Origin of the sequence: Maritimibacter sp. DP1N21-5, from assembly GCF_019218295.1 — a bacterium.
In the GTDB taxonomy this organism is placed as follows: domain Bacteria; phylum Pseudomonadota; class Alphaproteobacteria; order Rhodobacterales; family Rhodobacteraceae; genus Maritimibacter.
This window is the reverse complement of the sequence record NZ_JAHUZF010000006.1, coordinates 130,400-153,363: the sequence shown is the minus strand read 5'-3', so window position 1 is coordinate 153,363 and position 22,964 is coordinate 130,400. Positions and strand designations below refer to the sequence as shown.

The following is a 22,964-nucleotide window of genomic DNA, read 5'->3' as shown; positions in this document are numbered from 1 at the left end:
CTGTGCGCGCTTTAATTTTCCTCTCGGAGAGTGGCTGCTAGAGCTACGATTTTTTCATTCTGTTCGGAAAGTCGCGCCTTTGCCGAAACACCGTCCAGAGGGCGAGACATTGGAATTTCCGATGCTAAATTGACCGCCCAAACTGCTTCATCGGGCGGATTGTTATCATCGTATTCGCACAGCGGATCCAGCAAGAAGGAAAGGTATATAGTGCGGCCAAGTGGGCTCCATTTTGGAGTCAGTCTCCAGATTTCCTTCGCCCACCAACAGTCGCTTGAAAGGCAAACCGTTTCAACGTCCCAGCCATTGTTTTTTAGCTTTTCTTTGAGCGGCGCAAATTTCGACATAACGTTCTGAATACCTCAAATCTTGAAAGGCAGCATAGCATGCACCGGAGACGTCTCCGGTTAACTCGCCTCTGTATCCAGCCAGATCGTCACCGGCCCGTCATTCGTTAGTCCCACGGCCATCTCGGCACCGAATTGACCTGTTTCTGTCTCAACCCCAAGATCGCGCAGGGCCTCGGCAAATTGCAGGTAGAGCGCCTCGGCCTCGTCTGGCTTGGCTGCCCCTGAAAAGCCAGGGCGGTTGCCGCGGGACGTGTCCGCTGCAAGCGTGAACTGGCTGACCACAAGCGCGCTGCCGCCTGTTTGCAGGATCGACAGGTTCATTTTGCCGGCGTCGTCCTTGAACAGTCGCAGTTTTGAGACCTTCGCGGCGAGCGCCTTTGCCGTTTCGGTTGTGTCGCCGGGCATAGCGCAGACAAGGATCAGGAGGCCTGGGCCGCATCTGCCGATCGTTTGGCCATCCACGGTGACGGAGGCTTCGGACACCCGCTGCAGGAGCGCCCTCATTCCTTCCACTCCATGACGTCGGCCACTTCGGCACGGTCAGCGCGGAAGGTGTTGGCCGGGTGGTCCGGATCGGCATAGCCGAAGGAAATGGCGCACAGGATCTGCCGATCCTCTGCGATGTCGAAGAAGTCGCGCACGAACGGGGCCTGAGCTGCGATGGCGGCCTGCGGGATGGTTGCGACCTCCAGCGCTTGTGCGGCAAGGCAGAAGGCCGTGACGAAGCCGCCCGTGTCCATGGCGCCGTAGGGGCCCAGCACTTTCGGGCTGGTAATGATTGCTACGTGGGGTGCACCAAACAGCCGGTAGTTTTCCATCATCTGTTGGGCGGAGGCGGCGCGGTCGCCTTTTTCGATGCCAACCGCGTCGTAAAGCTGGAAGCCGCAGGCGCGGCGGCGGTCACCGTAGACGCCGGGGTAGCCTTCGGGCCATGGCATGTCTGGGGCAGGGGCGGTGGTGCTGGCAGCGGCATAAAGCGCGTCGCGGAAGCGCTCGGTCTCGGCCTCGGCGGTTACGATCACCTGCCACGGTTGGGCGTTGCACCAACTCGGCACCTTTTGTGCGGTGGCGATGATGCGTTCGACATCGGCGCGGGGCACCGGGGCGGGTCGGAAGGCGCGGCAGGAGAAGCGGGCTGAGAGGACGGCGTCCAAGGCGTTGAAGTGGGTCATTGCTGTGTAGCGATCACGAAACCGATGCCTGCGGCGACGATCAGGCCCAGCACCGCGGCGATGGCGATCTTGATCTTGGACCAGGGGCGTTCACCCTGCACCCGGCCCGTGCGCCCGTTGACGACAAAGCGGTAGGTTTCGCCCCGGTACTTGTAGGCGGCGAGCCAGACAGGCAGTAGCACGTGTTTGAATGTGATGGCCCCCAGCTTGGTGTCGATGGCGTGGATGCGCTGGCGGTCGCCTCCGATGTCGAACTTGACGTCGCGGGCGATGACGCGGTCCATCTTGGCGCGGGCTTCTTCGAACCCTTCCTCCAGCTCGACTGCATAACCTTCGGCCCGGAAACCGGCGAGGAATTCGGGCGCGTAGGGTTCCAGCGCGCTCAGATCCCAGGGTTCCAGCGCGTCGGTGAAGCGTTTGGGCAGGGACTTTGACGCCAGCACCAGCACGTCGTCGAAGAAGCGGGCGACCTTGCCGTGTGCAGGGCGCCAGCGCACTTTGGCCACGCGCACCTGTTGGCGCTTACCGTCGCGCATCACCGTTCGGGTTTCGTAGTAGACGGTGCCGCGTTCGCCGGAATAGCTGCTGCGGGTGTCGGCGTCGAAGGTCCAGTAGGGGACGTAGATGCCTTGCATCGCGCGGCCCTTGCGCGCGTAGTCCTGCAAGCCGCCGGGGGCGAACCAGAGATTGCCGAGCCAGGTGGTCATGGCATCCCGTGCCTCTGCCTCTGTCAGCGCGAAGGGCAGGACGCCGCGCGGCTTGATATGCCGGTGGGCGCCGGTGTCGGTGACGACCGGCGTGGCGCAGAACGGGCATTCGGTGGCGTGGAGGTCGGCGTCAAATTCGACCTGTGCCGCGCAGTTGGGACAGGTGGAGACGCGGGTCTCCTCGATCTCCGCCGCTGGCAGGTCGGCGGTGAGGGCCGCGCGGTAGTCCAGTTCGGCGATGGGGGCGATGGTGCGCGGGGCGTCCGTGTCCATGGGGGCCGTGTTGCCGCAATGGTCGCAGACCAGCAGGCCCGCGCTTGGATCAAAGCGGAAGTCGGCGCCGCAATTGTCGCAGGGAAAGCGGTGATCGGCTGTGGTGGCCGCAGCGGTTGGGTCGGAAGAGTCGGTCATAGAAGCGAATGCATGGCCTTTGGCGTGATCCGGCGCAAGGCGCCGTCGCCGAGCGCGGTGTGTCGCCAGAGGTGGAAGATGGCGTGCAGCGATGAGGCCGCGATCAGGTAAAAGTACAGATCGACGAGGGCGGGGCCACCCCAGCGTCCACCGAGCATATACCATGCAGTGAGTGCCGCCACGAGGCCAAGCGCGGCGTACATGCCGCGGCTGAGCCATGGGTGTACGGTGCGCAACGCGCCTTCGAGCTTGGGGCCGGGGCCGTTCATCAGGCCCTGGACGATGGCGATGGCGCACATGCCGACGCCTGTCAGCACAAAGGCCCAAGCGATGGCGGGGATCGGCCCGCCTGCCACCAGAAGGATCAGGAGGACGAAATTCGTCCAGTGGAGGGCAATGGTGACTTTGCGGCGCATGGCTGTTCCTGTGTCAGTATCGTCGAGCGTACTGGTCTGGACAGATGTTGGCTATATCGAATGGTGTAAGAAGGTGGGCTTTCACTTTGTGAACAACGCGAGTTTCCATTCAGCTGGAAAGCCGACAAGATGGGGTGCGGGGGGGCTCTAGCGAGGCAGAGGGTTTGGTATGCCTATGGCCCTGAGAGTTCCACGTGCTGTCTTTGCAAGAGCCCATGCGCGTTGTCGGGTTTCTTTGCCATGCGCAGGCGGCTTCTTGGTCCTTCGCCGAATACCGGTAGCGTGGCGGCCTTTGCAAAGGGTTCGCCACCTCCGTCTGATTGATGTCTTCCAACCACTCCTAGCCGCTGGAGCGCTGGGCTTCGAAATTTAGTAACCGCCGCTGGATATGCTGCTGTTGGAAGCCGCAACAGCAAACTGAAAAGACCGCCATACATCAGCGGACATTTGCCGTATTTTGCCGTATCGGTCGGCAAACCTCCCGTCCCGTCTGGGCTGTGTCATTTACTGTGATTATCTGATCGACATAATCTATGGCGGTAGACATTCATTTTAATTCGTTGAGGTAATATGCCAACTCAAGCCAAATCAAGCACGCATTATATGCCCGGAAATTGTGATCCAAAAGTGGTCGTTGACAGCTATCTCAAGGGTGAGAGAAGTCGTATTTTTGGTAAATTCAATTCGAAACCTGAAACAGCTGATATGATCGCGCTAAAGGAAAAGATGACCAGCTTTCTTTTCCTGAACACTTTGAGTGGATTGGTTGGGAAAGACACGCGCCGGCATCTTGAACACTACTTCACAGCTTCAGGAAGAGACTTGGATCTGAATGTAGAAAACATCATTGCGTCTTCACCTGCTGCGCACAAAAGATTTACTGAAGAGGTTGGTCAGGCCAAGGCTTATGTGGAGACGCTGCCGTTTGGACGTCACAGCTTTGCGTCAGCCCGGCCGGAGTCTGCTGCAGTGCGCAAAGAAGAGTGTCCGAACTGGTATTTCGCAATGCACGGATATCAATGTTGGGGCATGGGGGAGGTTTTGGTTACCCCGGACGGAAACCAGGTGCGATACGATATGAAATTTACGTACAAAGTGTTCGATGACTACGATTGGCACAACGGTATGAATGTGACCATTCTCAAAAAGACCATGGCAAACTTGGTAAAAAGAATTCCATATGTTGATGATCTTCTCAATACTAAGCCCACGACCAAGAAGAAGAACGGAGATTACATCGTTGAAGATGGGACCATGCGGGAATTCCATGCCCAGGGCTTGGCGCGGGAGTTTCTGATGCAGGGTGAAACCACTCGGGAATTCTATTGGTGCAAAGGTGAAAAAATTCCAGAATATCAGCTTGCGATTGATCCGCATAAGGCAGGCGATGTGAGCTGTGGAGTGAAGCTTTAGCGAATACGGAGCGCAGGCGGCGTGATTGATGGTGCCGCCGCAAAGGCGACACTACGCTTCCATGGTTCGTGCCAAAGGCGGGCGCTACAGGTGTCTGTTACACCCCGGGCGGCGGTGGTGGCGGCAGGATGGTGAAAAGCTGGGCCAATTCAGTCACGTCCTCTGCCTTCATCCAGCCGTCCTGGCCTGCTGTCCAGACATAGCTTTCGCGAGACAGCTCGCCCGCTTGCGCCATGCGACCCAGCTGTGCCTTGGAGAACGGGCCCTTCGTCTCGCCGTTTTCTGCCACGTGCCAGACATGTTCGACAGGCGGGGGCGGCGGTGTGGCGCCGCCGCGTGCAGGTTGCGCGCCCCAGGGGCCGGGGGATGCAGCCTGCTGACCCATTTGCAGGCCCATCGCCGCGCCCAGCCCGGCCTGCATCGCGTCAGATGCGCCGCTGCCCTCACGGCCAAGCGCTTCTGCCGCCTGGAACTGCATGTATTCGTTGAGATTTCCGATCACGCCCATGGAGGACCGCTTGTCCATCACCTCCTCGACCGCCGGCGGCAGCGAGATGTTTTCGATGTAGAGCTCGGGCAGGGTGAGCCCGTATTCGGTGATTTGGGCGCTGATTTCCTTGGCCACAAGTTGGCCCAGTTCGCGCGTGTTGGCGGCCATGTCCATGACCGGGATGCCGGACTTGGCAAGGCTGCGGGACATCTCCTGCACGATGATGTTGCGGATCTGGAAGCTGATCTCGTCCATCGTGAATTCGCCGTCGGTGCCGACGATCTCGACCAGGAACCGCGCAGGGTCCGCCACCTTGACCGAGTAAGTGCCGAAGGCGCGCAGGCGCACGGGGCCGAATTCCGGATCGCGGCAGATGATCGGGTTCTTGGTGCCCCATTTCAGGTCGTTGAAGCGGGTGGTGTTGACGAAATAGACCTCGGATTTGAACGGGCTTTTGAAGCCGTGATCCCAGTGCTGCAGCGTCGTCATGATGGGCATGTTGTTGGTCTCGAGCATGTAGAGACCGGGGGTGAAGACGTCGGCCAGTTGGCCTTCGTGCACGAAGACGGCAGCTTGCCCCTCGCGCACCGTCAGCTTGGCACCGTATTTGATCTCGTGCCCCTCGCGTTCGAACCGCCAGACCATCGTGTCCCGGCTGTCGTCGACCCAGTGGATGACGTCGATGAACTGGCCGGAGAGGAAATCGAAAATGCTCATTGCGGTGCCCTTTGTATTCAGTTGCAGCCAATATAGGATGCCATGGCAGCAAGTGCGAAGGGTTTTGACGGCACGTGCGTGTGGCAGCCGTTTACGCAGTTCGTTCTGCGCGGTGGCGCGCTTGCAGTCGCGCGATGACGGCCCCCATGATCGTTGCCATGCCGACATGGCCGACAAAGGACGACTGTGTGTATGCACCGAACCCCATCATGAAGTCGCGCCCGACCAATTGGGCGAGGCCGCCTTGCGCCACGAACCAGAGCGCAAGGCCGGTCAGTGCCCCCGCCAGTTCCGGGCGCAGGCCGCTGAGGCGGTGGATCAGCCAGACGGCGCTGCCGAACCCCACGACACCGATGGCGAAGTGCACCGCAAAGGCTGCCCCGTAGCCGAGCGATGCATCGAGGTAGATCCTGGCGAGTGCCGCGATCAGGTTGCTGGGTTCGAGCACGACGCCGAAGATCAGGGGGGACATGAGCCAAGCATAGGCTTCGAAAGCAAGCTCGCCGATCAGGCCCGCGATCAGGACAATGCGCAGGGGAAAGGCTGTGAGCGTGGAGAGCATGATGGGGCCGACCTTGTGCGTTTCATGTGATGAAGCGCACATATGTACGGGCTTGTGGTCAGACAGGTGGCCTCACGGCAATGTGCTATTGTTGAGCGCTGGCCTGCAGTTCTGCGATGTCTTCGCCCAGCTTCTCCCGCGCCAGGTCGGCGACGATAGGTTGCGCTTCGACCAGCCCCATGCCAGGGCGCAGACGGTCGTCGTAGAGCATACCCAGCAGCAGCTCATCATGACCTGTCAGCAGCGCGAACTCATCGTCGTCATTGAAGATCGACGGGCGCGCATCCGGGCTGTCATTGGCAAGGCCAAGGCCCTGGGCAAGCTCCTCGTGAATGCAGGACAGTCGCAAGAGGTCGGGGTTCTCCGACCGTATCACGGCAACGGCCGCGGTGTAGGTCGATTTTTCGGCGCCGCCTGCATAGGCTGCGACGGCGCAATAAGCATCACTGGGCAGATCCCGTACCGGCCCCACGTTGATCCGGTTTACCGCAGGCAAACGGGTGGCGCGCGCATTCAGCGCAGCGGCCCGGTCGTCTTCCGAGACGAAAAAGACCAGGAAATTCGGATTGTCGGACACCGAAATGGGGTGGCCCGTCGCTTGCGACAATCGCCGGGCATAGGCGATCACATCATTGGTGTCGCGCGTGCGCTGACTGGGCGGGACCGACGCACCAAACTCGATCCCAATGCGCACAGGTGCCGCCCATCGGCGCAGGGCGCTGGGCGCGCCGGGGCGGACGCCGGGACTGGCATATTCGTTGAAGAACACGATCTCTTCGAAATTGCGGGCCAGCATGTCGGAGGTGAAGGGCGTGTCCGGCCCGCCGCCATCCTGCCTGAGCAGCCCGGAGGTCAGTTGGCTGGACTGGACCTGTGCCAGATAGGCGCGCAAGGCCGCACTTTCCTGCGACGTCGCCTGGATGTCCGGGACCGGTGGTGGTGCCAGTCCGGCTGGCCGCACTTTCGGCGTCAGCACGGGTTCGACGGGCTGGAACACGTCGCAGGCCGCAAGAAGCCCAAGGGCGACGAGGCCGCCCCATGCCGTCATCCTGCGTCTGATCCGTGCCCCGAGCATCGTTTTTTCGGTCAGTTCGGAACCGAAGTGCCAGCGGTGTCGCCCACGCCATCCTTGCGGGCCTTGGCCGACGCAAGTGTGTCGCGCAGTTCGGCCTCCATCTTCTTCAGTTCTTCCTCGGCAGCCGCACGCTTGGCTTTGCCCTCGTCGGCGATCTGCAGGCTTTCCTCGATGGTGCCGATCAGGTCGGCATTGGCTTGCTTGACGGCCTCGATGTCGAAGACGCCGCGCTCCATCTCGGTTCGGATCGCCTTGTTGCTTTCGCGCAGGTTGGCGGCGTTGGCAGTGAGCAACTCGTTGGTCAGGTCGTTGGCGTCACGCACGGCAGCCGCCGCTTCGGCGCTGCGCTGGATGGTTACGGCCTGAGCCAGTTGTGTTTCCCAAAGCGGCACGGTGTTGACGAGGGTGGAGTTGATCTTGGTGACAAGGCTCTTGTCGTTTTCCTGCACCAGCCGGATCGAGGGCAGGGATTGCATCGTCACCTGACGGGTCAGTTTCAGGTCGTGTACCCGCCGCTCCAGATCGTCGCGGGCGGCGCGCAGGTCGCGCAGTTCCTGCGCTTTCATCACCTGGTCATCCTCGGCGGCGGCATCCACTTCGGCCTGTTTGGCGGGAATCACCTTGTCGTCCAGTTCCTTGATCTTCTCCTCGCCCGCCGCGATGTAGAGCGCCAACTCGTCGTAGAATTGCAGTGTCTTTTCATAGAGCAGGTCGAGCGACTTGATGTCTTTCAGAAGCGTGTGCTCATGCGAAAGCAGATCGTCGGTGATCTTGTCGATCTGGCCCTGCACCGTTTCGAACTTGGCAGTGAACTTGGCAAAGGGGGCCGCGCGGCCCAGAAGCTTCTCCCAGAAGCTGCGCTCGCGCCGGACATCGAGTTCGGAAACCGAAAAGCCCCGGATTGTGGTCACGATATTGCGCAAGCTGTCGCCTGCCGGGCCCACATCCTTGTTTCGGACGTCCTGCAGCATGGACTGGCTGATTTCCTGCAACTCTGCCTGCGCGGCAGAGCCGAAAGACACGATGGATTGCGTGTCTTCCATGTCGATCTCGTCCATACGGGCGCGGATTTCGGTGCCAACGGGCGCGTCGGCCTGTTCCAGCGGGACAATCGCGTTGGCGTCCTTGGGTTCGGGCAGCACCACGGCGGTGACTTCCTCGACCTGTGCAAGAGCGGCTTCGGCCTTTTGGCGAACTGTTTCGGACATGACTTGATCCTTATCGTTAAGCGTCATCGGCGGGCGACACGCGCACGCCTTCGCGCTGCAAGCGGTCGCGCAGCACGTCGATTTCGATGGTGAGGTCGGAGCGATCCTCGGTGAGCAATTTGCGGGTGCGCGCGGCGAAGTTCTCTTCCAGATCGTCCAGAAGGGCTGCGTAGTCGGTGCGGGCCTGCGCGTCGCGGCTGCGCCCGTAGATGTCGGCGAACTTGATCGTCGCGTCGCGCGCACCGATCAGGTAGACGCCCAGATATTTGCGTGCCGCGGTCAGGTCGCGCGGGTCTTCCTCGACCGTGCGGATGAGGTCGCGCACGGTGGTCTGGAACTGGTCGAGACGCAGTTCCATCTTGCGATCTTCGGCGCGCTTCATGGCGTCGCGCATGTCGGCCAGCAACTCTTCGGCCCCATCCACGACGCGGGCAACGCGGTCTTGTTGGAAGCTGTCGACGCCTTCGAGGCCCTTGGATTTCAGAGGGTCGATGCCGAAAGCGGCCAAGTGCAGGCCAAAGGCGGCCAGCCCGTAGAGCAGAGGTGCGATGATGCCCGGATCGGAGCGATAGGCAGCCAGCGTGATGCCGAAACCAACGAGGAAGGCCGCGATGATCTTGCGCGGCAGGGCAGGTCGGCGCGCGACCTTGCGGGTATGGTATGCGGCTTCAGCCTTCAGCCCCTCGCGCAGCATGAATGCGCCGCCGGTCAGCACGGCGGCAGATACCAGCGCGGTCACAAGCCCGGTCGCCCCATCGTTCAATGCCAGAAACACCATCGGTATGGCGGGCAGGAACATCAGGTTGGCGCGCGCGCCAACCGGGTCCACCTTGGCCCGATCAAAAGCCGGGCGGTCGCCTGTGTCGGGTGCGTCGGTCGGGTCGGGGCTGTACTTGCCGCCAAAGCGTTTGGCCATGGTCTCAGGCTCCTCCGGCGCAGGGCACGGGGTAGGTCAGCGTTCCGGCGGGATAGCTGCGTCCGGCGTCGAAACAGGTGACACGATTGGGCCCGTCTGCCCAGTATTGATGCGGATTGGTGCCTCGTTTGCCATCCCGCAGATAGCGCATGTGGCCCCAGAACGTGCCCTTTTCCGGTCCGCGCCACGCGCGGCCCAGCTGGAAATGCAGGTGGCGCACGCCGCCGATACATCTGAAGTCGCGCTGGTTGTTGCCTAGCGTACCGATCAACTGCCCGCGGCGTACGCTCTGGCCGGACTTGACCTGCATTTGACCAAGGTGCCCGTAGGCCGCAATCAGAGGCTTGCCATCCCGGCCGATGCCGTGGTCGATAACGACAGTTGGCCCCCAGCAAGATCCGACATCCGTCTCAAGTACGCGCCCGTCGGCTGCGGCAATGATCTGGCTGCCGTTTGGACCGGCCAAATCAATGCCTTGGTGGACTGACAGCCGCAAACCGCCGCGAACGTTGGTGCGCGACCGGAAGTCCGAGATGATTTTCGGAGCGCCCGCCGGGTATGTAATTTCGCCGACATTCCTCGCGAGCAGCGGTGAATCGGGCGTGCAGATCAGAGCGCTGATCAATGCCACCGCTTTGCCACTCAAAACGCTGCGGGCGCAGCGACGGTGAGGTTGACGCTTCATCATCAGGTCAGAGGCCACCGAGCAAACCCAGTGTCACGCCGAACATCAATGCCAGCAATGCGGCAAAGGCGATTTTCTGAAAAGCGGTCGGCTCCATCCCGTAGTTCCCTGTTGGCTATCAGATATATAGCCGCTTTGCGGGTGCGGCACTAGGGGTGCGCGCGTCCCCTCCACTGCATGAGAGGTGTGACGCGCAAATGACGGGCACAAGGGGAAAGTTTCACGCCGCGTGTCACATATGAGCTTACCGTCGAGGCGGCTTGCGCGTGCGGCGGGGTTTGCCCTTGGGTTTGGCCGTACCGGTCTCTGGTTCAGGATCAAGACCCAGTTGGTCGCGCACGATCCGTCTGCGCACCTCCTCGACCGCGCCCTGTTTCAACTCGCCCAGTTGGAAAGGACCGTAGCTGACGCGGATCAGCCGGTTCACGGCGAGGCCGATGCTGTCCATCGCGCGCCGGATCTCGCGGTTCTTGCCTTCGCGCAAGCCGACGGTGAGCCAGGCATTGGCACCCTGCTGGCGGTCCAGCGTGACCTGCATGGGCTGGAAGTGCTCGCCCTCGACCGTGACGCCCTTGCGTAAGGGTTCAAGCTGCGGATCGGTTGGCCGACCGTTCACCCGCACGCGGTAGCGCCGCATCCAACCGGTCGAAGGCAGTTCGAGCTTGCGCTTGATCCCGCCATCGTTGGTCAGCAGCAGGAGCCCTTCGGAATTGAGGTCGAGCCGTCCGACGCTCATCACGCGCGGCATGTCGTCTGGCAGGGCATCGAAGATAGTCTTGCGGCCTTGTTCATCCTTTGTGGTCGTCACCAGCCCAGCAGGCTTGTGGTAGAGCCAAAGTCTTTCAGGATCAGGGGCTTGCAGGGGTTTGCCATCCACTGTGATCTTGTCGCTGTCGGTTACGTTCAGCGCCGGGCTGTCGATCTGCTTGCCATTCACGCTCACGCGGCCAGCGGCGATGATATCTTCCGCGCCGCGGCGGCTGGCGATACCGGCGCGGGCGAGAACCTTGGCGATGCGGTCGCCTTTGGGGGTGTCTTGGGTCATGGGCCGGGCTTACCGCCGGGTTGCGCGGCAGGCAAGCGGCGTGGCAGGGAAGCGCCATGGAGTTTCGGTCATTCATGGATCAGGCGCTGGAGGAGGCGCGGGCGGCGGGTGCGCGGGGCGAGGTGCCTGTGGGCGCTGTTGTGGTGTCGCCTGCCGGGCAGATCGTGGCGCGGGCGGGCAACCGGACGCGGGAGTTGAACGATCCGACGGCCCATGCAGAGGTTCTGGCGATCCGGGCGGCTTGTGCTGATGCTGGGTCGGAGCGGCTGGTGGGCCATGATCTTTACGTGACGCTGGAACCTTGCGCCATGTGTGCGGCGGCGATTGCGGCGGCGCGGATTGCGCGGGTGTATTATGGCGCGTCAGATCCCAAGTCCGGCGGTGTGGCCCATGGGGCGCGGGTGTTTTCGCATCCCCAAGCGCATCATGTGCCCGAGGTCTATGACGGGATTGCAGCGACAGAGGCCGAGGACCTGTTGAAGCAGTTTTTCGCATCTCGGCGGTAGCTATTTCCTTTGAAGGCTTCGGGATGTGCCGTGTCAGAGGGTGATGGGCTGCATGACCTCCGGCTCGATCACCTTGACGCCCGGCAACCCCTCCTTCAGCACCTCTGCCGATTGTTCGAGGAGCGGGAAAGTCCTGTAATGACATGGGATTACAGTATCGAAGTGAAAGAAGTGCCGGGCGGCATAGGCGGCGCCGGCCATGTCCATGGTATAATATCCCCCTGCCGACAGGATGCCGATATCGGGTTTGTGGTAGTCGCCGATCCACGACATGTCCGCCATGATGTCAGTGTCGCCCGAGACATAGATCACCTTGTCTTCGCCGCGAATGATGAACCCGCATTCCTGGCCCGAATAGCGCGGGTTCTCGTCGTCTCCGATGGAGGATGAGTGCGATGCCGGCACCAGGGTCGCGGTGACGTTACCAAGGCTGATCGTGCCGCCGCGACCGTATGCATGACCTTGGATCGCGCCCTTGGCAAAGAGCAGGTTGCCCAGCTCGAAGATGGCCGAGACTGGTGCGCCGGTCTTCTGGCTGATCGCAACGCTGTCGGCGGTGTGGTCGAAATGGCCATGCGTGACGAGGATGTGGGTGGCGTCCTGGATGGCCGCCTCGTGCTGGTCTTCGGCAAGCATGGGGTTGCCGGTGAGCCAGGGGTCGATCAGCAGGATCTGGTCCCCGATTTCGATGCGAAAGCTGCCGTGGCCGAGCCAGATGATGTTCATGGTGCGTCTCCCGTTTTACGCGAGTGTAGCGCCGATTTCAGGGTGCGGGAGCCTCCGGCGGGGATTTTTTTTGAAACAGGGAATTCGGACCGGTCCGCGCAGCGGCAAACACCGTGGGGCGGTGTTTGAGGTCCGAATGGGCGGAGCCCCGGATCGGCGCGATTCGCGCCGGGATTTACCTGATTTTTACGGAGTTTAAGGGGCGGAGACAGGGTGTCACCCCGCGTGCACCATCCGTACACCCCCTGTGCACCCCCATCGGGCGGTGGGGCAGGGGTTAACGCAACGTGCGGTGCCCTCTTGAATGGCGCGTTGGGAGGGGTAGGTGACAGGGCATGGAATTGCTGCGCCAGATTGACGGGTATTGCGAGCGGTTGGGGCCGGACTATTGGGCCGAGCCGGTGAATGCGGTGACCAACGCAGCCTTTGTCATTGCCGCCCTTTGGATGTGGCGGCGTAGTGCGGGGGTGCCGCTGGCCCGTGTGCTTTGCATCATCCTTGGGCTGATCGGGCTGGGCAGCTACCTGTTTCACACCCACGCGCAGGTGTGGTCGGCCATTGCGGATGTGGCGCCGATTGCAGCGTTCATTCTACTATATATCTTCGCCATCAACCGGGATGTCTGGGGCATGCGGACGGGTTGGGCGCTGGGCGCGACGGCATTGTTTTTCCCGTATGCCGCGGCAACCGTCCCGCTGTTTCAATATGTGCCCGTGCTGGGTGTATCGGCGGGGTATCTGCCTGTCCCCGCGCTGATCCTGATCTATGCCGTCGCCCTGTGGCGCCGTGCGCCTGCGCTGGCGCGCGGATTTGTGATCGGCGCCGTCATTCTGCTGGTGTCTCTGACCGCGCGGTCGGTTGATGATATGCTGTGCAACCAGATCCCCTTGGGCACGCATTTTCTGTGGCATATCCTCAACGCGGTCATGCTGGGCTGGATGATCGAGGTGTATGTGCGCTTCTTGCGCGCCCGAGAGGCTTGAAGGCACACCCGCCGCGCGATAAAGCCGCCTCAAGACGCAAGAGAGGGATTTCATGTCCATCGATCAAAGCACCGCCGCCCGCGTGGCGAAACTGGCCCGGATCAAGGTCGAGGAAGATCAGCTTCCGGCGCTGGCTGACGAATTCAACACGATCCTCGGCTTCATCGAGCAGCTGAGCGAGGTCGATGTGGAGGGCGTGGAGCCCATGACATCCGTGACCCCGCAGCGCCTGAAGCGCCGTGTGGACGAGGTGACGGATGGTGGTCAGCAGGACAAGGTGCTGGCCAACGCGCCGGATGCCCGCGAGGGGTTCTTTGCCGTGCCGAAGGTGGTTGAGTGATGAGCGAATTGAACAAGCTGGGGCTGGCTGAAGCCCGTGATGCACTGCGCGAAGGTGACGTGACCTCGGTCGAGTTGACCGAGGCGTGCCTGACTGAGATCGAAGGGGCTGGGGCGCTGAACGCCTTTGTCCACAACACGCCCGAGATTGCACGGGAGCAGGCCAAGGCGGCGGATGCGCGGATCAAGGCGGGTGATGCGCCCGACATGTGCGGCTTGCCCATCGGGATCAAGGATCTGTTCTGTACCAAGGGTGTGCCGTCTCAGGCCGGGAGCCGTATTCTGGAAGGGTTCCTGCCAGAATATGAGAGCACCGTCAGCGGCAACCTGCTGGATGCAGGTGCGGTGATGCTGGGCAAGTTGAACATGGATGAATTTGCCATGGGCTCGTCCAACGAGACGTCCGTGTATGGCAATGCTGTGAACCCGTGGCGGCGCGGCAATGATGAGGCTGCCCTGACCCCCGGCGGGTCGTCGGGTGGCTCGGCCAGTGCTGTGGCTGCGGATCTGTGTCTGGCGGCGACCGGCACTGATACGGGCGGCTCCATTCGCCAGCCTGCGGCCTTTACCGGCATCACCGGCATCAAGCCGACCTATGGACGGTGTTCGCGTTGGGGTGTGGTGGCCTTTGCGTCTTCGCTGGATCAGGCGGGGCCGATGACCAAGTCGGTGCGCGATGCGGCCATCATGCTGGAAACCATGTGCAGCCATGATCCCAAAGACAGCACCAGCGTCGATCTGCCGGTGCCGAAATTCGAGGCCATGCTGACCGGCGACATCAAGGGCAAGAAGATCGGTATTCCCAAAGAATACCGCATGGACGGGATGCCGGACGAGATCGAAACGCTCTGGGCGCAAGGCCGCGAGATGCTGGCCGATGCGGGAGCGGAGATTGTCGATATTTCGCTGCCTCACACCAAATACGCGCTGCCTGCTTACTATGTGGTAGCGCCGGCCGAGGCGTCCTCGAACCTCGCCCGCTATGATGGGGTGCGCTATGGGCATCGCGCCAAGCTGGATCAGGGCGACGGCATCACCGAGATGTATGAAAAGACCCGGGCCGAGGGTTTTGGTGACGAGGTGAAGCGCCGCGTGATGATCGGGACTTATGTGCTGAGTGCCGGGTTCTATGACGCCTACTACAACCGTGCGCGCAAGGTGCGGACGCTGATCAAGAAGGACTTTGAGGACGTCTTTGCCCAGGGGATCGACGCGATCCTGACGCCTGCGACGCCCTCTGCCGCCTTTGGGTTGGGCGAGGCGTCGGATGATCCGGTGCAGATGTATCTGAACGACGTGTTCACCGTGACCGTCAACATGGCGGGCCTGCCGGGCATCGCCGTGCCTGCGGGAACCGATGCGCAGGGTTTGCCGTTGGGCCTGCAGTTGATTGGCCGTCCATGGGAGGAAGGGGATTTGCTGAACACCGCTTATGCCCTGGAGGCACGGGCCGGTTTTGTGGCCAAACCGCAGAAATGGTGGTAATCCCGTTCGACCAAAACCCAAAAGGGTAGAGCAGATGATGAGTTTCCGCAGTTTCCTGATGCTGGGTGCCGTGGCCGGACTGGCCGCGTGTCAGCCCGCGATCCCAGACAGCAATCCGGGTGATTTTGCCGATCCTGGACGTGGCGTAGGCTTTGACAACCCCAACACGCTGGCCGCGCGCGAGGCCCGCGACGCACAGCTGACAGGTCCGGCGGTTCAGCCCGCTGCACCGGTTGGCACGCAACCCTTGCCCCCTGCGGGGCAGCAGCCTGTGGCAGGTGCGCCTGCGCGGCCGGCCACGGCGCAAACGCCGCGTGCGGTATCGAATCCGGCCAGCCTGGATGCGGAGCTGGCGCAGATTGCGGCGAACAATGATGCGGCGGCCGCCCGGGCCAATTCCGGGCAGACCGTGGTCAACGCGAGCCCGTCGAACGCGGCGCCCGTGATCCTGAACAATCCGGGCATATCGGACGAGAACAATTTCGATGCGGTGTCGTCGCGCGAATCCATCGCAAGCGATGCGGCCCGTCTGGAAGCGAACCGGCAGCAATATCAGGTGGTGCAGCCCACGGCCTTGCCCTCGCGGGCGGGCAGTGCGCAGCCGAATGTCGTCCAATATGCCCTGCAAACCCGCCATCCGAAGGGCACGCAGATGCATCGCCGGTTCTCGGTCGCGTCGGCGGCCAAGTTTCAGCGCAATTGCGCGGTCTACAACTCCAGTGACGAGGCGCAGATCGACTTCCTCGCCTCCGGTGGGCCGCAGCGCGATCGCAAGGGGCTGGATCCGGATGGCGACGGCTATGCCTGCGGCTGGGACCCGGCACCATTCCGCCGGGCGGCTGGCAACTGATCCTGCATCAGCATCCTTCGCCGAATTGCGGGCCGCGGCGGGACGGGTTGCGACCGACGCATGTGGTGCTGCACTACACCGCGATGGCGACGGCGGAGGAGGCCATTGAGCGGCTTTGTGATCCAACGGCTGAGGTGTCGGCGCACTACGTGATCTGTAAATCGGGCAGTGTCACCCAATTGGTGCCGGAAGGGCTGCGCGCATGGCATGCGGGTGCGGGAGAGTGGGACGGGCTGTCCGACATCAACTCGCGGTCCATCGGGATCGAGCTCGACAATGACGGGCAGGGGCCGTTTGCGGAACCGCTGATGCAGAGCCTTGAGGGGCTTTTGGCGCGCATTCTTGCTGCGTGGGCGATCCCGGCCCGGAACGTCATCGGGCATTCCGACATGGCGCCGGGGCGCAAGTTCGATCCGGGACCGTTCTTTGACTGGGCACGGCTGGAAGCGCGGGGCTTGGCGGCGCGGCCTGTGGCGAAGATCTCGCCCTCCGGCGAGGGCAGTGACGCATTCCGGCACGTCGCGCGCGTTGCCGGGTACACTGCCGATGCCTCGGATGAAGCCCTTCTCGCGGCGGTGCGCCTGCGCCATCGGCCCGTTGCGACCGGGCCACTTGATCCCGCGGACTTTATTGCTTTGAAAGGCAAAACGAGGGTTTCCACCTGAGCGCTGCGATCCTCCTTCATCTTGCCAAATAAACTCCCGCCGGAGGCTCCCGCATCCACAACCCGCGCAACACCACCCATTGACGCACCCCCGGTTCCGCACGTATGCGCGTCCGGCGCGGAGGGGCGGATGGCCGCTTGGGTGGGGCAACCTACCTGAGAGGAAAGTCCGGACTCCCAGAAGCAACGGTGCCGGGTAACACCCGGGCGGGGCAACCCGACGGACAGCGCCACAGAAAACAGACTACCCCGGTGCGCCGGGGAAAGGGTGAAACGGTGGGGTAAGAGCCCACCGCCGGGCTGGCAACAGACCGGGCACGGCAAGCCCCACCGGGAGCAATGCCAAATAGGGACCGCGTGGGCCGGCAACGGTCCGGGGCTGCTTCTGCCCCAGCAGGTCCGGGTTGGCAGCTAGAGGGATGTTGGCAACAGCATCCCAAGATGAATGGTCATCTCGGGCAGGGCAACCTGCCTAGACAGAATCCGGCTTACAGCCCCTCCGCGCGCATGAAAAAACGGGCAAAGGCCCATGCCCTTGCCCGCTTCGATATCCAAGACCTGGCTGACGGATCAGAGGTCTTCGACAGCCACGCTGTGGATATCGGTCCAGTTGGTGGCCGCCTTGGTGATCGTGCCTGCGCGGTCCTTGTTGAAGGCCGCGAAGATGTCGGCGTTCAGGAACACGTAGAGCTTGTTGTCGATCACGGCGGCGTAGTCGGGATCACCGTCGAACTTCTTGCCGACTGACACGCCGAAGGTGCAGAAGCCACCATTCTCCGGCAGGTAGGATGCCGGGTCGGCTTCGAACGCGGCCAGATTGTCGGCGGAGGCGAAGCGGTAGGCGACACCGTCATGCACGGCCGCGTGGGCGGCGGAGCCTTCGACCGGATTGCCCGTGGCGATGAAGGCCACCGGGTCGACGCCGTGCAGGCCCAGCGGTGCGCCTGCCGCCGTCAGGCCGGTCGAGACATTGTATTCATCTGCGGCCAGGGCGGCAGAGCCAATGGAGAGGGCAGCGACGGTGGCGATGGTCAGGGTGCGAAACATGGGATTTCCTTTCGTTTCAGCGGAGTGTGGGCAAAGCCCGGGTGGTCTGGCGCATCGCTGCGCCAGGGGTGAAAGCTGTGAAATGTTGGTAAATGGAGTGGTGGATCAGCCCAGTGCGGGCGTTTCGCCTCGGTGCAGGGATACGACAGCCATGACCGTGGCGCCGATGAGCCAGTAATAGGCGGCGTCGAGACCCGAGAAGCCCAATGCAAAGGGTGCGATCAGGAAGACCGCACCCACCGCACCGTCAACGGCCAGATGCAGCTTGTAGGGCAGGACCCGGATCAGGCCCAGATGGTGGTCCGTCAGGATGGTCAGGCCGACGGCGGCCACACCGGTGGCGACCGAAAGCCAGAAGGCCAGCATGTGGCTGCTGCCAAGGCCCAGCAGGGCGGGCATCGCCATCAGGCCGAGGGCAACGGGGTAGTCGAGATAGGCGTGGATTTCCTTGGTAACAAAACGCAGTGACATGAGCGGTCCTTTCCTCTGATCTGCAGCGCGTCAGTGCCCGCTTCTGTGAGAGGAATGTGTGCGTTTTGGCGGGTTGGTTCCATTTGCGAGCGTTCAGCAAAACCGACAGATCGTTCAAATCTGCGAACGAAAGTGCAGTTCAAGCCGGATTTTTTGTTCGATTCTTCCGAAACGCGGCAGGGCTTTGGCCTACTTCGCGCTTGAATACGCGGGCAAAGGCGGAATCCGAGGCATAGCCGACGTCATAGGCAATGTCGGCGATGGACTTGTTGGTGTCCTGCAGGTCCTGCTGTGCGATCTGCATCCGCCACTCGGTCAGGTACTGCATGGGGGTGACCCCCATCTTGTCGGCAAAATGCACGGCAAAGGCGGTGCGGGACTGACCGGCGGCGTGGGCGAGGTCTTCGACACTCCACTGCGATGCGGGGTTGCGGTGAAAGGCATCGAGCGCGCGCGAGATGTTGGGGTCGGCAAAGCCGGCAAGGCCCAATTGCGCTGCGGCATCCGTTTCGATGAACGCGCGCAGGGCCTGGGTAAAGATGACCTCGGAGATCTTTTGCGCGATCAGGTCGCCGCCGATCCGGTCCTGCCCTGCTTCGGATGCGATCATCCGCAGAGACGTTTCCATCCAGCGCCCGGCGCTTTCGCCGTAATTCTCGATCAGGATGTGATCGGGCAGCTTGTCGATCAGCACGTGCGAGGCGCGGTCGGCCAAAGAGAAGTGGCCGCAGATCAGTTGCGTGGTGCGGGTCTGATCCTCACCCCCGTAGACCAGCACGCCGCGGCCGGTTTATCCGGCTTCTTCGAGCACGGATTCAAGTGGGGGCACGCCGCGGTCTGCGCCCTCCGCGCTCAGCAGATCGTGCGCGGCGCCGTGGGGGATGATGATCAGGTCGCCCTGGCGCACGTGGACAATGGTGTCTGTGGACGCGATGCGCACCTTGCAGTCGCCGCGATCCGCGTAGTGGAACCGCGCCACGTTCTTGTAGGACGGCACGCCCACGCCCCAGGGCGCGGAAAAGGCGGTGCGGAAGTACAATGTGCCCTGAAGCGTGAGCCGCGTCAGGATATCGCTGAGAGGATCGAGCATGCCTTGAAATAGGCATGTGCCTGCCTGACTGTCCAGCATCCGGAACGAACGGCACGAAATTGTGGACGAACAGCGCATGGCTGCGCTGGCGGCCAAAATAGTTGCGCATGTGGGTCCCGGGCGGGCTTGACTCGGGGCAGGGCGCGGGTAAAAGCGCGGTTCAAGACGAATTTCCCGCTGGCGGGCCGTGCAGGCTTTTCTGGCGATGCAGGAGACAGAACATGGCCAAGCCAACCACGATCAAGATCCGCCTGAACTCGACCGCAGGCACCGGCCACTTCTATGTGACCAAGAAAAACGCACGCACCATGACCGAGAAGATGGTCGTACGGAAGTACGATCCCGTGGCGCGCAAGCACGTCGAATACAAGGAAGGCAAGATCAAGTAAGATCGCCCCTCTTTCGAATTCAAAGGCCGCGCCCTCCGGGACGCGGCCTTTTTCTTTTGTGGAGATGGACCATGGACAGCTTTACGCTCACCCGCCGGTCGGATGGCCTCGTATACCGCTTTGCGCGCGACCCACGGGCGGTGCGCTGCTATCGACGCGCGGATCGACCTGACCTGACGGTGGTATGGGAGGCGCGCCTTGGCTGGATCATGCGCGATCCGCAGACCGGCGCCCTTGTGGGCCGGACATGGGAGATGCCGGTGGCAGAGCAGGGCATGTGCCCGCCCGAGGGGCCGTGGGTCACGGCGAAGGGGCGCAAGAGTTACATCTATGATTTGTCTCATGCGGATACGGATGAGAGGGAGGAGGCATGATGCAGATCAGACCGACAACCAAGGCGGATTTGGCCGCCGTGGACGCGCTGCTGGCGCGCACCTATCCCAAGCTGCTCAAGGCCGACTATCCACCCTCGGTGCTTGTCACGGCGTTGCCCATCATCAGCCGGGCGCAACCGGATCTGTTGGCGTGTGGCACATACTACGTGGTTGAGGAGGAGGGCGTCGTGCTGGGTGCAGGCGGGTGGACACCGGATCGAAAGGAGTCCGGCCTGGGCCATATCCGGCACGTCGTGACCGATGACCGGGCGCTGCGGCGTGGGGTGGGGCGGCTACTGATGCAGCACTGTTTTGACGTCGCGCTTGCTAAGGGGGCCACACGGATGGAGTGTTGGGCCACCCGCACGGCGGTGCCGTTCTATGAAGCTGTGGGGTTTCGACAGGTTGGGCTGATTGATGTGCCGTTGGGCGATGGGATCGTCTTTCCCTCCGTACGGATGACGCAGAGCCTGTGATGTCGCCGGGTGCTCTGTTTTGCGCGGTCCGCGCAAAAGGCGCCCACCCACCGACCCGACAAAGAAAAAGGCCGGTCGCTTTGGACCGGCCTTTTACATTTGTGCTTGATGCGCAGCCTATTCCTGCTGACCCATGAACATGAGCAGGAACTGGAACATGTTCAGGAACGAGATGTAGAGGCTCAGCGCGCCGTCGATGGCGGCCTTGTCCAACCAGTCCTGATCGCCATGCGATGCGTGGGCGATGTAGGTGTTCTTGATGTCCTGCGTGTAGAACGCTGTCAGACCTGCAAAGATCAGGACGCCGATGGCGGAGATGGCCATCATTATCACGCCCGATTGCAGGAACAGGTTGATGATCATCGCGACGATCAGGCCGATCACACCCATCATCAGGAACGTGCCCATGCCGGACAGGTCCTTCTTGGTGGTGTAGCCGTAGAGGCTGAGACCCGCGAAGGCGATCGCCGTGACCAAGAAGGTCTGCGTGATCGAGTAGGGCGTGAACACCAGGAAGATCGAGCTCATCGACACGCCCATGACGGCGGCGAAGATGAAGAAGCCGAGCTGCACGGCGGCTGCCGAGCCGCGGCGCATCAGTGCGCCCCAGCCGAAGAGCAGGAAGGCCAGCGGTGCAAACATCACGACCCAGCGCAGCGGCGTTGTGTAGAGCACTTCACCCAGGCCCGTCAGGTACTGGCCTTCGCGCAATGCGACGGTGGCACCGGTCGGATCTGACGTCACTGCCAGACCAGCGATGGCCCAGGCTGCAAGTGCCGTGATCAGCATGCCGCCGGACATCGTGCCGTAAACTTTATTCATGTGGGCGCGCAGGCCCGCATCGATCTGGGCGGCGCGTGTACCGGCCGCGGACCGGATCGTATTCAACTCAGCCATATTTGACCTCCAAATTGATACAAAAGCCGGTGGCGGTGCCACCGGTCGCGGATTTCCGCCCGCATTGGGTCAAATATCGGGTCACTGCCCCTGTCATTCAAGAGTTTTTAAAGGGTTTTGAGCAGCTGAGGTGCGACATTCCGACCGTTTTTGTCTTAAATGCCGCACAGTCTGTTTTGTGGATCAATCGCGCCAGGTTGCAGGCACATCCCAAATCGGTTTCGCGCTTTCACGCGCCGCCATGTTGGCGTTGAGCCCGATGTCCTCAAGACCACGTGCGTCGAGGCGTGCCAGAGCGCGACGGGATTTCCAGACGTTGAACAGGGTGTGTAGCGAAAAAGAGCGCCGATCGTGAGGTTTGCCGGTAACGGTGCGTGCGTTGACATCGGTGAGGGCCATGGGTCTTCCTTTCTCAATTCGTGATGCAATTCGATATTTTCATCAGATCTGTTGATGTATATGGTCGAGGAAGGCGCATTCTTAAAACGAATGTTTTTGATGTAACCCATCAGGATGTATGATATGAGAAATCTGGATGTCACCACGCTTCGATCCTTTGTTGCGGTTGCCGAAAGCGGTGGGGTGACACGGGCCGCCGGATTTCTGCATCTTACGCAGTCGGCCGTGTCCATGCAGTTGAAGCGGCTGGAAGAATTGTTGGGTCTTGATCTGTTTGACCGGTCGGGCCGCACGATTGCGTTGACGGCCTCAGGCGAGCAGTTGCTGGTCTATGCGCGACGGATGGTGGCGTTGAATGATGAAGTGATCACACGTCTGACCGATCAGGCGTATGAAGGTGAGATAACCCTCGGTGTGCCCCATGACATCGTCTATCCCGCCATTCCGCGGGTCCTGAAGCAGTTCCATGCCGCTTTTCCGCGGGTCAAGGTGCAACTCGACAGTTCCTATACCCGGCGGTTGAAGGCGGAGTTTGCCAAGGGGGCCTGTGATATCATTCTGACAACGGAAACCGGAATTGACGCGGGGGGCGAGCAGTTGTGCACCAAACCCCTGTTCTGGGTTGGAGCGCCCGGTGGGTCCGCGTGGCGGCAACGCCCCCTCAAACTCGCCTTTGGCCGTCAATGCACCTTCCGCCCGCGCGTTGTTGAACAATTGGATGCTGCTGGTATCGCCTGGGATGTGGTGGTTGAGACCGAAAGCGATAGAACGATCGAGGCGACGGTCGCCGCGGACTTGGCCGTGCACTCCATGATCGAGGGGACGGAGCCGCCGCATCTCGATCGGATCGAGCATGGTGGTGCGCTTCCCGATCTGCCGGCTCACAGCATCAATCTGTACGGAGCGGGCGGGGCCACAGGCGAAGTGCATGATGCCCTTGTCGGTTTCCTGCGTCGGGCCTTTCAGGCAAGCGATGGGGTCGCCTTGCGGGCTGTTTCCGGCCGCTGAGGCCACGCGGCGAATCAAAGATGTCAGCGAAAACTGGCCGACCGGGTGGAGGTGTGCCTGAATATTGACCACATGATCAGATCCTTAACTTTT

29 protein-coding genes, 1 other RNA gene and 1 pseudogene are annotated in these 22,964 nt (G+C 61.9%); 12 read left to right on the top strand and 19 right to left on the bottom strand.

Annotated elements, in window-relative coordinates:
* Window positions 1-11 precede the first annotated feature (11 nt).
* Genes KJP29_RS08385 through KJP29_RS08365 form a run of 5 tightly spaced genes read right to left on the bottom strand, consistent with a single transcriptional unit; the run spans window position 12 to window position 3,056 of the window.
* Window positions 12-347, bottom strand: a complete 336-nt coding sequence (locus KJP29_RS08385) for a hypothetical protein (RefSeq protein WP_218463133.1) — start codon at window positions 345-347, stop codon at window positions 12-14.
* Between the two features lie 60 nt (window positions 348-407).
* Entirely contained in the window at window positions 408-854 is a 447-nt protein-coding gene (gene dtd, locus KJP29_RS08380; RefSeq protein ID WP_218463132.1) for a D-aminoacyl-tRNA deacylase, read from the bottom strand.
* Window positions 851-1,522, bottom strand: coding sequence for a nitroreductase family protein (locus KJP29_RS08375; protein WP_218463131.1), 672 nt, complete (start codon window positions 1,520-1,522; stop codon window positions 851-853). Before KJP29_RS08375 ends, dtd begins: the two co-directional genes overlap by 4 nt.
* The gene (locus tag KJP29_RS08370) at window positions 1,519-2,640 is read right to left on the bottom strand and encodes a TFIIB-type zinc finger domain-containing protein (RefSeq protein ID WP_218463130.1); all 1,122 of its coding nucleotides are present in this window, start codon (window positions 2,638-2,640) and stop codon (window positions 1,519-1,521) included. Before KJP29_RS08370 ends, KJP29_RS08375 begins: the two co-directional genes overlap by 4 nt.
* Complete coding sequence (locus KJP29_RS08365; protein WP_218463129.1) at window positions 2,637-3,056, bottom strand: hypothetical protein; 420 nt, start codon at window positions 3,054-3,056, stop codon at window positions 2,637-2,639. Before KJP29_RS08365 ends, KJP29_RS08370 begins: the two co-directional genes overlap by 4 nt.
* A gap of 570 nt (window positions 3,057-3,626) precedes the next feature.
* Here KJP29_RS08365 and KJP29_RS08360 point away from each other — a divergent pair.
* Complete coding sequence (locus tag KJP29_RS08360) at window positions 3,627-4,469, top strand: hypothetical protein (RefSeq protein ID WP_218463128.1); 843 nt, start codon at window positions 3,627-3,629, stop codon at window positions 4,467-4,469.
* Between the two features lie 97 nt (window positions 4,470-4,566).
* On the opposite strand, the gene KJP29_RS08355 is transcribed toward KJP29_RS08360, so the two are convergent.
* The 7 genes from KJP29_RS08355 to KJP29_RS08325 form a co-directional block, all read right to left on the bottom strand.
* Window positions 4,567-5,676 (bottom strand): SPFH domain-containing protein, encoded by a 1,110-nt coding sequence (locus KJP29_RS08355; protein ID WP_218463127.1) that lies wholly within the window; start codon window positions 5,674-5,676, stop codon window positions 4,567-4,569.
* Between the two features lie 91 nt (window positions 5,677-5,767).
* Window positions 5,768-6,238 (bottom strand): hypothetical protein, encoded by a 471-nt coding sequence (locus tag KJP29_RS08350; RefSeq protein ID WP_218463126.1) that lies wholly within the window; start codon window positions 6,236-6,238, stop codon window positions 5,768-5,770.
* Between the two features lie 85 nt (window positions 6,239-6,323).
* Window positions 6,324-7,286, bottom strand: a complete 963-nt coding sequence (locus tag KJP29_RS08345; protein ID WP_255553510.1) for a DUF2927 domain-containing protein — start codon at window positions 7,284-7,286, stop codon at window positions 6,324-6,326.
* 38 nt (window positions 7,287-7,324) lie between these two features.
* Window positions 7,325-8,521 carry a toxic anion resistance protein gene (locus KJP29_RS08340; protein WP_218463124.1) on the bottom strand — a complete coding sequence of 399 codons (1,197 nt, stop codon included), beginning with the start codon at window positions 8,519-8,521 and terminating at the stop codon, window positions 7,325-7,327.
* Window positions 8,522-8,537: 16 nt separating this feature from the next.
* Complete coding sequence (locus KJP29_RS08335; protein WP_218463123.1) at window positions 8,538-9,437, bottom strand: 5-bromo-4-chloroindolyl phosphate hydrolysis family protein; 900 nt, start codon at window positions 9,435-9,437, stop codon at window positions 8,538-8,540.
* A gap of 4 nt (window positions 9,438-9,441) precedes the next feature.
* Window positions 9,442-10,125 carry a M23 family metallopeptidase gene (locus tag KJP29_RS08330; RefSeq protein WP_218463122.1) on the bottom strand — a complete coding sequence of 228 codons (684 nt, stop codon included), beginning with the start codon at window positions 10,123-10,125 and terminating at the stop codon, window positions 9,442-9,444.
* Between the two features lie 241 nt (window positions 10,126-10,366).
* Window positions 10,367-11,167 (bottom strand): pseudouridine synthase, encoded by an 801-nt coding sequence (locus KJP29_RS08325; protein WP_218463121.1) that lies wholly within the window; start codon window positions 11,165-11,167, stop codon window positions 10,367-10,369.
* 56 nt (window positions 11,168-11,223) lie between these two features.
* On the opposite strand from KJP29_RS08325, the gene KJP29_RS08320 reads away from it, so the two are divergent.
* Window positions 11,224-11,673, top strand: a complete 450-nt coding sequence (locus KJP29_RS08320) for a nucleoside deaminase (RefSeq protein ID WP_218463120.1) — start codon at window positions 11,224-11,226, stop codon at window positions 11,671-11,673.
* Window positions 11,674-11,706: 33 nt separating this feature from the next.
* Here the strand turns inward: KJP29_RS08320 and KJP29_RS08315 are convergent, their stop codons facing one another.
* Complete coding sequence (locus KJP29_RS08315; protein WP_218463119.1) at window positions 11,707-12,399, bottom strand: metal-dependent hydrolase; 693 nt, start codon at window positions 12,397-12,399, stop codon at window positions 11,707-11,709.
* A 335-nt stretch (window positions 12,400-12,734) separates the two neighbouring features.
* On the opposite strand from KJP29_RS08315, the gene KJP29_RS08310 reads away from it, so the two are divergent.
* The 6 genes from KJP29_RS08310 (at window position 12,735) to rnpB (ending at window position 17,227) form a co-directional block, all read left to right on the top strand.
* Window positions 12,735-13,382, top strand: coding sequence for a ceramidase domain-containing protein (locus KJP29_RS08310; RefSeq protein WP_218463118.1), 648 nt, complete (start codon window positions 12,735-12,737; stop codon window positions 13,380-13,382).
* 52 nt (window positions 13,383-13,434) lie between these two features.
* Window positions 13,435-13,722, top strand: a complete 288-nt coding sequence (gene gatC / locus KJP29_RS08305) for an Asp-tRNA(Asn)/Glu-tRNA(Gln) amidotransferase subunit GatC (RefSeq protein ID WP_218463117.1) — start codon at window positions 13,435-13,437, stop codon at window positions 13,720-13,722.
* A complete protein-coding gene (gene gatA / locus KJP29_RS08300) occupies window positions 13,722-15,206 on the top strand; it encodes an Asp-tRNA(Asn)/Glu-tRNA(Gln) amidotransferase subunit GatA (RefSeq protein WP_218463116.1) in 1,485 nt (494 codons plus the stop codon). The genes gatC and gatA overlap by 1 nt, the downstream gene beginning before the upstream one ends.
* Before the next feature lie 34 nt (window positions 15,207-15,240).
* Window positions 15,241-16,056 carry a hypothetical protein gene (locus KJP29_RS08295; RefSeq protein WP_218463115.1) on the top strand — a complete coding sequence of 272 codons (816 nt, stop codon included), beginning with the start codon at window positions 15,241-15,243 and terminating at the stop codon, window positions 16,054-16,056.
* Window positions 16,057-16,103: 47 nt separating this feature from the next.
* Window positions 16,104-16,721, top strand: a complete 618-nt coding sequence (locus tag KJP29_RS08290) for an N-acetylmuramoyl-L-alanine amidase (RefSeq protein ID WP_370630852.1) — start codon at window positions 16,104-16,106, stop codon at window positions 16,719-16,721.
* A gap of 117 nt (window positions 16,722-16,838) precedes the next feature.
* An RNA gene (rnpB, locus tag KJP29_RS08285) (RNase P RNA component class A) lies at window positions 16,839-17,227 on the top strand.
* 63 nt (window positions 17,228-17,290) lie between these two features.
* Here rnpB and KJP29_RS08280 read toward each other — a convergent pair.
* The 4 genes and pseudogenes from KJP29_RS08280 to KJP29_RS19425 form a co-directional block, all read right to left on the bottom strand.
* Window positions 17,291-17,767, bottom strand: coding sequence for a YHS domain-containing (seleno)protein (locus tag KJP29_RS08280; RefSeq protein ID WP_218463114.1), 477 nt, complete (start codon window positions 17,765-17,767; stop codon window positions 17,291-17,293).
* Window positions 17,768-17,872: 105 nt separating this feature from the next.
* Window positions 17,873-18,238, bottom strand: coding sequence for a hypothetical protein (locus KJP29_RS08275; protein WP_218463113.1), 366 nt, complete (start codon window positions 18,236-18,238; stop codon window positions 17,873-17,875).
* A 139-nt stretch (window positions 18,239-18,377) separates the two neighbouring features.
* Window positions 18,378-18,728: an AraC family transcriptional regulator gene (locus KJP29_RS19430; RefSeq protein WP_315898836.1), complete on the bottom strand. Its 351-nt coding sequence runs from the start codon at window positions 18,726-18,728 to the stop codon at window positions 18,378-18,380.
* Between the two features lie 33 nt (window positions 18,729-18,761).
* A pseudogene (locus tag KJP29_RS19425) lies at window positions 18,762-19,328 on the bottom strand (cupin domain-containing protein); the annotation flags it as partial.
* A gap of 221 nt (window positions 19,329-19,549) precedes the next feature.
* Between KJP29_RS19425 and rpmG the strand changes: the two are divergent.
* The 3 genes from rpmG (at window position 19,550) to KJP29_RS08255 (ending at window position 20,567) form a co-directional block, all read left to right on the top strand.
* Complete coding sequence (gene rpmG / locus KJP29_RS08265) at window positions 19,550-19,717, top strand: 50S ribosomal protein L33 (RefSeq protein WP_039682682.1); 168 nt, start codon at window positions 19,550-19,552, stop codon at window positions 19,715-19,717.
* A 71-nt stretch (window positions 19,718-19,788) separates the two neighbouring features.
* Window positions 19,789-20,091 (top strand): hypothetical protein, encoded by a 303-nt coding sequence (locus KJP29_RS08260; protein ID WP_218463112.1) that lies wholly within the window; start codon window positions 19,789-19,791, stop codon window positions 20,089-20,091.
* Window positions 20,088-20,567: a GNAT family N-acetyltransferase gene (locus KJP29_RS08255; RefSeq protein ID WP_218463111.1), complete on the top strand. Its 480-nt coding sequence runs from the start codon at window positions 20,088-20,090 to the stop codon at window positions 20,565-20,567. Before KJP29_RS08260 ends, KJP29_RS08255 begins: the two co-directional genes overlap by 4 nt.
* Before the next feature lie 117 nt (window positions 20,568-20,684).
* Here the strand turns inward: KJP29_RS08255 and KJP29_RS08250 are convergent, their stop codons facing one another.
* The gene (locus KJP29_RS08250) at window positions 20,685-21,464 is read right to left on the bottom strand and encodes a Bax inhibitor-1/YccA family protein (protein ID WP_218463110.1); all 780 of its coding nucleotides are present in this window, start codon (window positions 21,462-21,464) and stop codon (window positions 20,685-20,687) included.
* A gap of 183 nt (window positions 21,465-21,647) precedes the next feature.
* A complete protein-coding gene (locus tag KJP29_RS08245) occupies window positions 21,648-21,863 on the bottom strand; it encodes a DUF1127 domain-containing protein (RefSeq protein WP_218463109.1) in 216 nt (71 codons plus the stop codon).
* 123 nt (window positions 21,864-21,986) lie between these two features.
* On the opposite strand from KJP29_RS08245, the gene KJP29_RS08240 reads away from it, so the two are divergent.
* Window positions 21,987-22,871, top strand: a complete 885-nt coding sequence (locus KJP29_RS08240) for a LysR family transcriptional regulator (protein ID WP_218463108.1) — start codon at window positions 21,987-21,989, stop codon at window positions 22,869-22,871.
* Window positions 22,872-22,964: the final 93 nt, after the last annotated feature.

Bases quoted from the DNA above. Each gene is read 5' to 3' on its own strand.
- KJP29_RS08330 (WP_218463122.1), bottom strand. From the start codon at position 10,125: ATGATGAAGCGTCAACCTCACCGTCGCTGCGCCCGCAGCGTTTTGAGT.
- KJP29_RS08260 (WP_218463112.1), top strand. From the start codon at position 19,789: ATGGACAGCTTTACGCTCACCCGCCGGTCGGATGGCCTCGTATACCGC.
- KJP29_RS08350 (WP_218463126.1), bottom strand. From the start codon at position 6,238: ATGCTCTCCACGCTCACAGCCTTTCCCCTGCGCATTGTCCTGATCGCG.
- KJP29_RS08275 (WP_218463113.1), bottom strand. From the start codon at position 18,238: ATGTCACTGCGTTTTGTTACCAAGGAAATCCACGCCTATCTCGACTAC.
- KJP29_RS08325 (WP_218463121.1), bottom strand. From the start codon at position 11,167: ATGACCCAAGACACCCCCAAAGGCGACCGCATCGCCAAGGTTCTCGCC.
- KJP29_RS08335 (WP_218463123.1), bottom strand. From the start codon at position 9,437: ATGGCCAAACGCTTTGGCGGCAAGTACAGCCCCGACCCGACCGACGCA.
- KJP29_RS08295 (WP_218463115.1), top strand. From the start codon at position 15,241: ATGATGAGTTTCCGCAGTTTCCTGATGCTGGGTGCCGTGGCCGGACTG.
- KJP29_RS08360 (WP_218463128.1), top strand. From the start codon at position 3,627: ATGCCAACTCAAGCCAAATCAAGCACGCATTATATGCCCGGAAATTGT.
- KJP29_RS08250 (WP_218463110.1), bottom strand. From the start codon at position 21,464: ATGGCTGAGTTGAATACGATCCGGTCCGCGGCCGGTACACGCGCCGCC.
- KJP29_RS08365 (WP_218463129.1), bottom strand. From the start codon at position 3,056: ATGCGCCGCAAAGTCACCATTGCCCTCCACTGGACGAATTTCGTCCTC.
- KJP29_RS08370 (WP_218463130.1), bottom strand. From the start codon at position 2,640: ATGACCGACTCTTCCGACCCAACCGCTGCGGCCACCACAGCCGATCAC.
- KJP29_RS08240 (WP_218463108.1), top strand. From the start codon at position 21,987: ATGAGAAATCTGGATGTCACCACGCTTCGATCCTTTGTTGCGGTTGCC.
- KJP29_RS08310 (WP_218463118.1), top strand. From the start codon at position 12,735: ATGGAATTGCTGCGCCAGATTGACGGGTATTGCGAGCGGTTGGGGCCG.
- KJP29_RS08340 (WP_218463124.1), bottom strand. From the start codon at position 8,521: ATGTCCGAAACAGTTCGCCAAAAGGCCGAAGCCGCTCTTGCACAGGTC.
- KJP29_RS08255 (WP_218463111.1), top strand. From the start codon at position 20,088: ATGATGCAGATCAGACCGACAACCAAGGCGGATTTGGCCGCCGTGGAC.
- gatC (WP_218463117.1), top strand. From the start codon at position 13,435: ATGTCCATCGATCAAAGCACCGCCGCCCGCGTGGCGAAACTGGCCCGG.
- KJP29_RS08345 (WP_255553510.1), bottom strand. From the start codon at position 7,286: ATGACGGCATGGGGCGGCCTCGTCGCCCTTGGGCTTCTTGCGGCCTGC.
- KJP29_RS08375 (WP_218463131.1), bottom strand. From the start codon at position 1,522: ATGACCCACTTCAACGCCTTGGACGCCGTCCTCTCAGCCCGCTTCTCC.
- KJP29_RS08320 (WP_218463120.1), top strand. From the start codon at position 11,224: ATGGAGTTTCGGTCATTCATGGATCAGGCGCTGGAGGAGGCGCGGGCG.
- KJP29_RS08245 (WP_218463109.1), bottom strand. From the start codon at position 21,863: ATGGCCCTCACCGATGTCAACGCACGCACCGTTACCGGCAAACCTCAC.
- gatA (WP_218463116.1), top strand. From the start codon at position 13,722: ATGAGCGAATTGAACAAGCTGGGGCTGGCTGAAGCCCGTGATGCACTG.
- rpmG (WP_039682682.1), top strand. From the start codon at position 19,550: ATGGCCAAGCCAACCACGATCAAGATCCGCCTGAACTCGACCGCAGGC.
- KJP29_RS08315 (WP_218463119.1), bottom strand. From the start codon at position 12,399: ATGAACATCATCTGGCTCGGCCACGGCAGCTTTCGCATCGAAATCGGG.
- KJP29_RS08385 (WP_218463133.1), bottom strand. From the start codon at position 347: ATGTCGAAATTTGCGCCGCTCAAAGAAAAGCTAAAAAACAATGGCTGG.
- KJP29_RS08280 (WP_218463114.1), bottom strand. From the start codon at position 17,767: ATGTTTCGCACCCTGACCATCGCCACCGTCGCTGCCCTCTCCATTGGC.
- KJP29_RS08355 (WP_218463127.1), bottom strand. From the start codon at position 5,676: ATGAGCATTTTCGATTTCCTCTCCGGCCAGTTCATCGACGTCATCCAC.
- dtd (WP_218463132.1), bottom strand. From the start codon at position 854: ATGAGGGCGCTCCTGCAGCGGGTGTCCGAAGCCTCCGTCACCGTGGAT.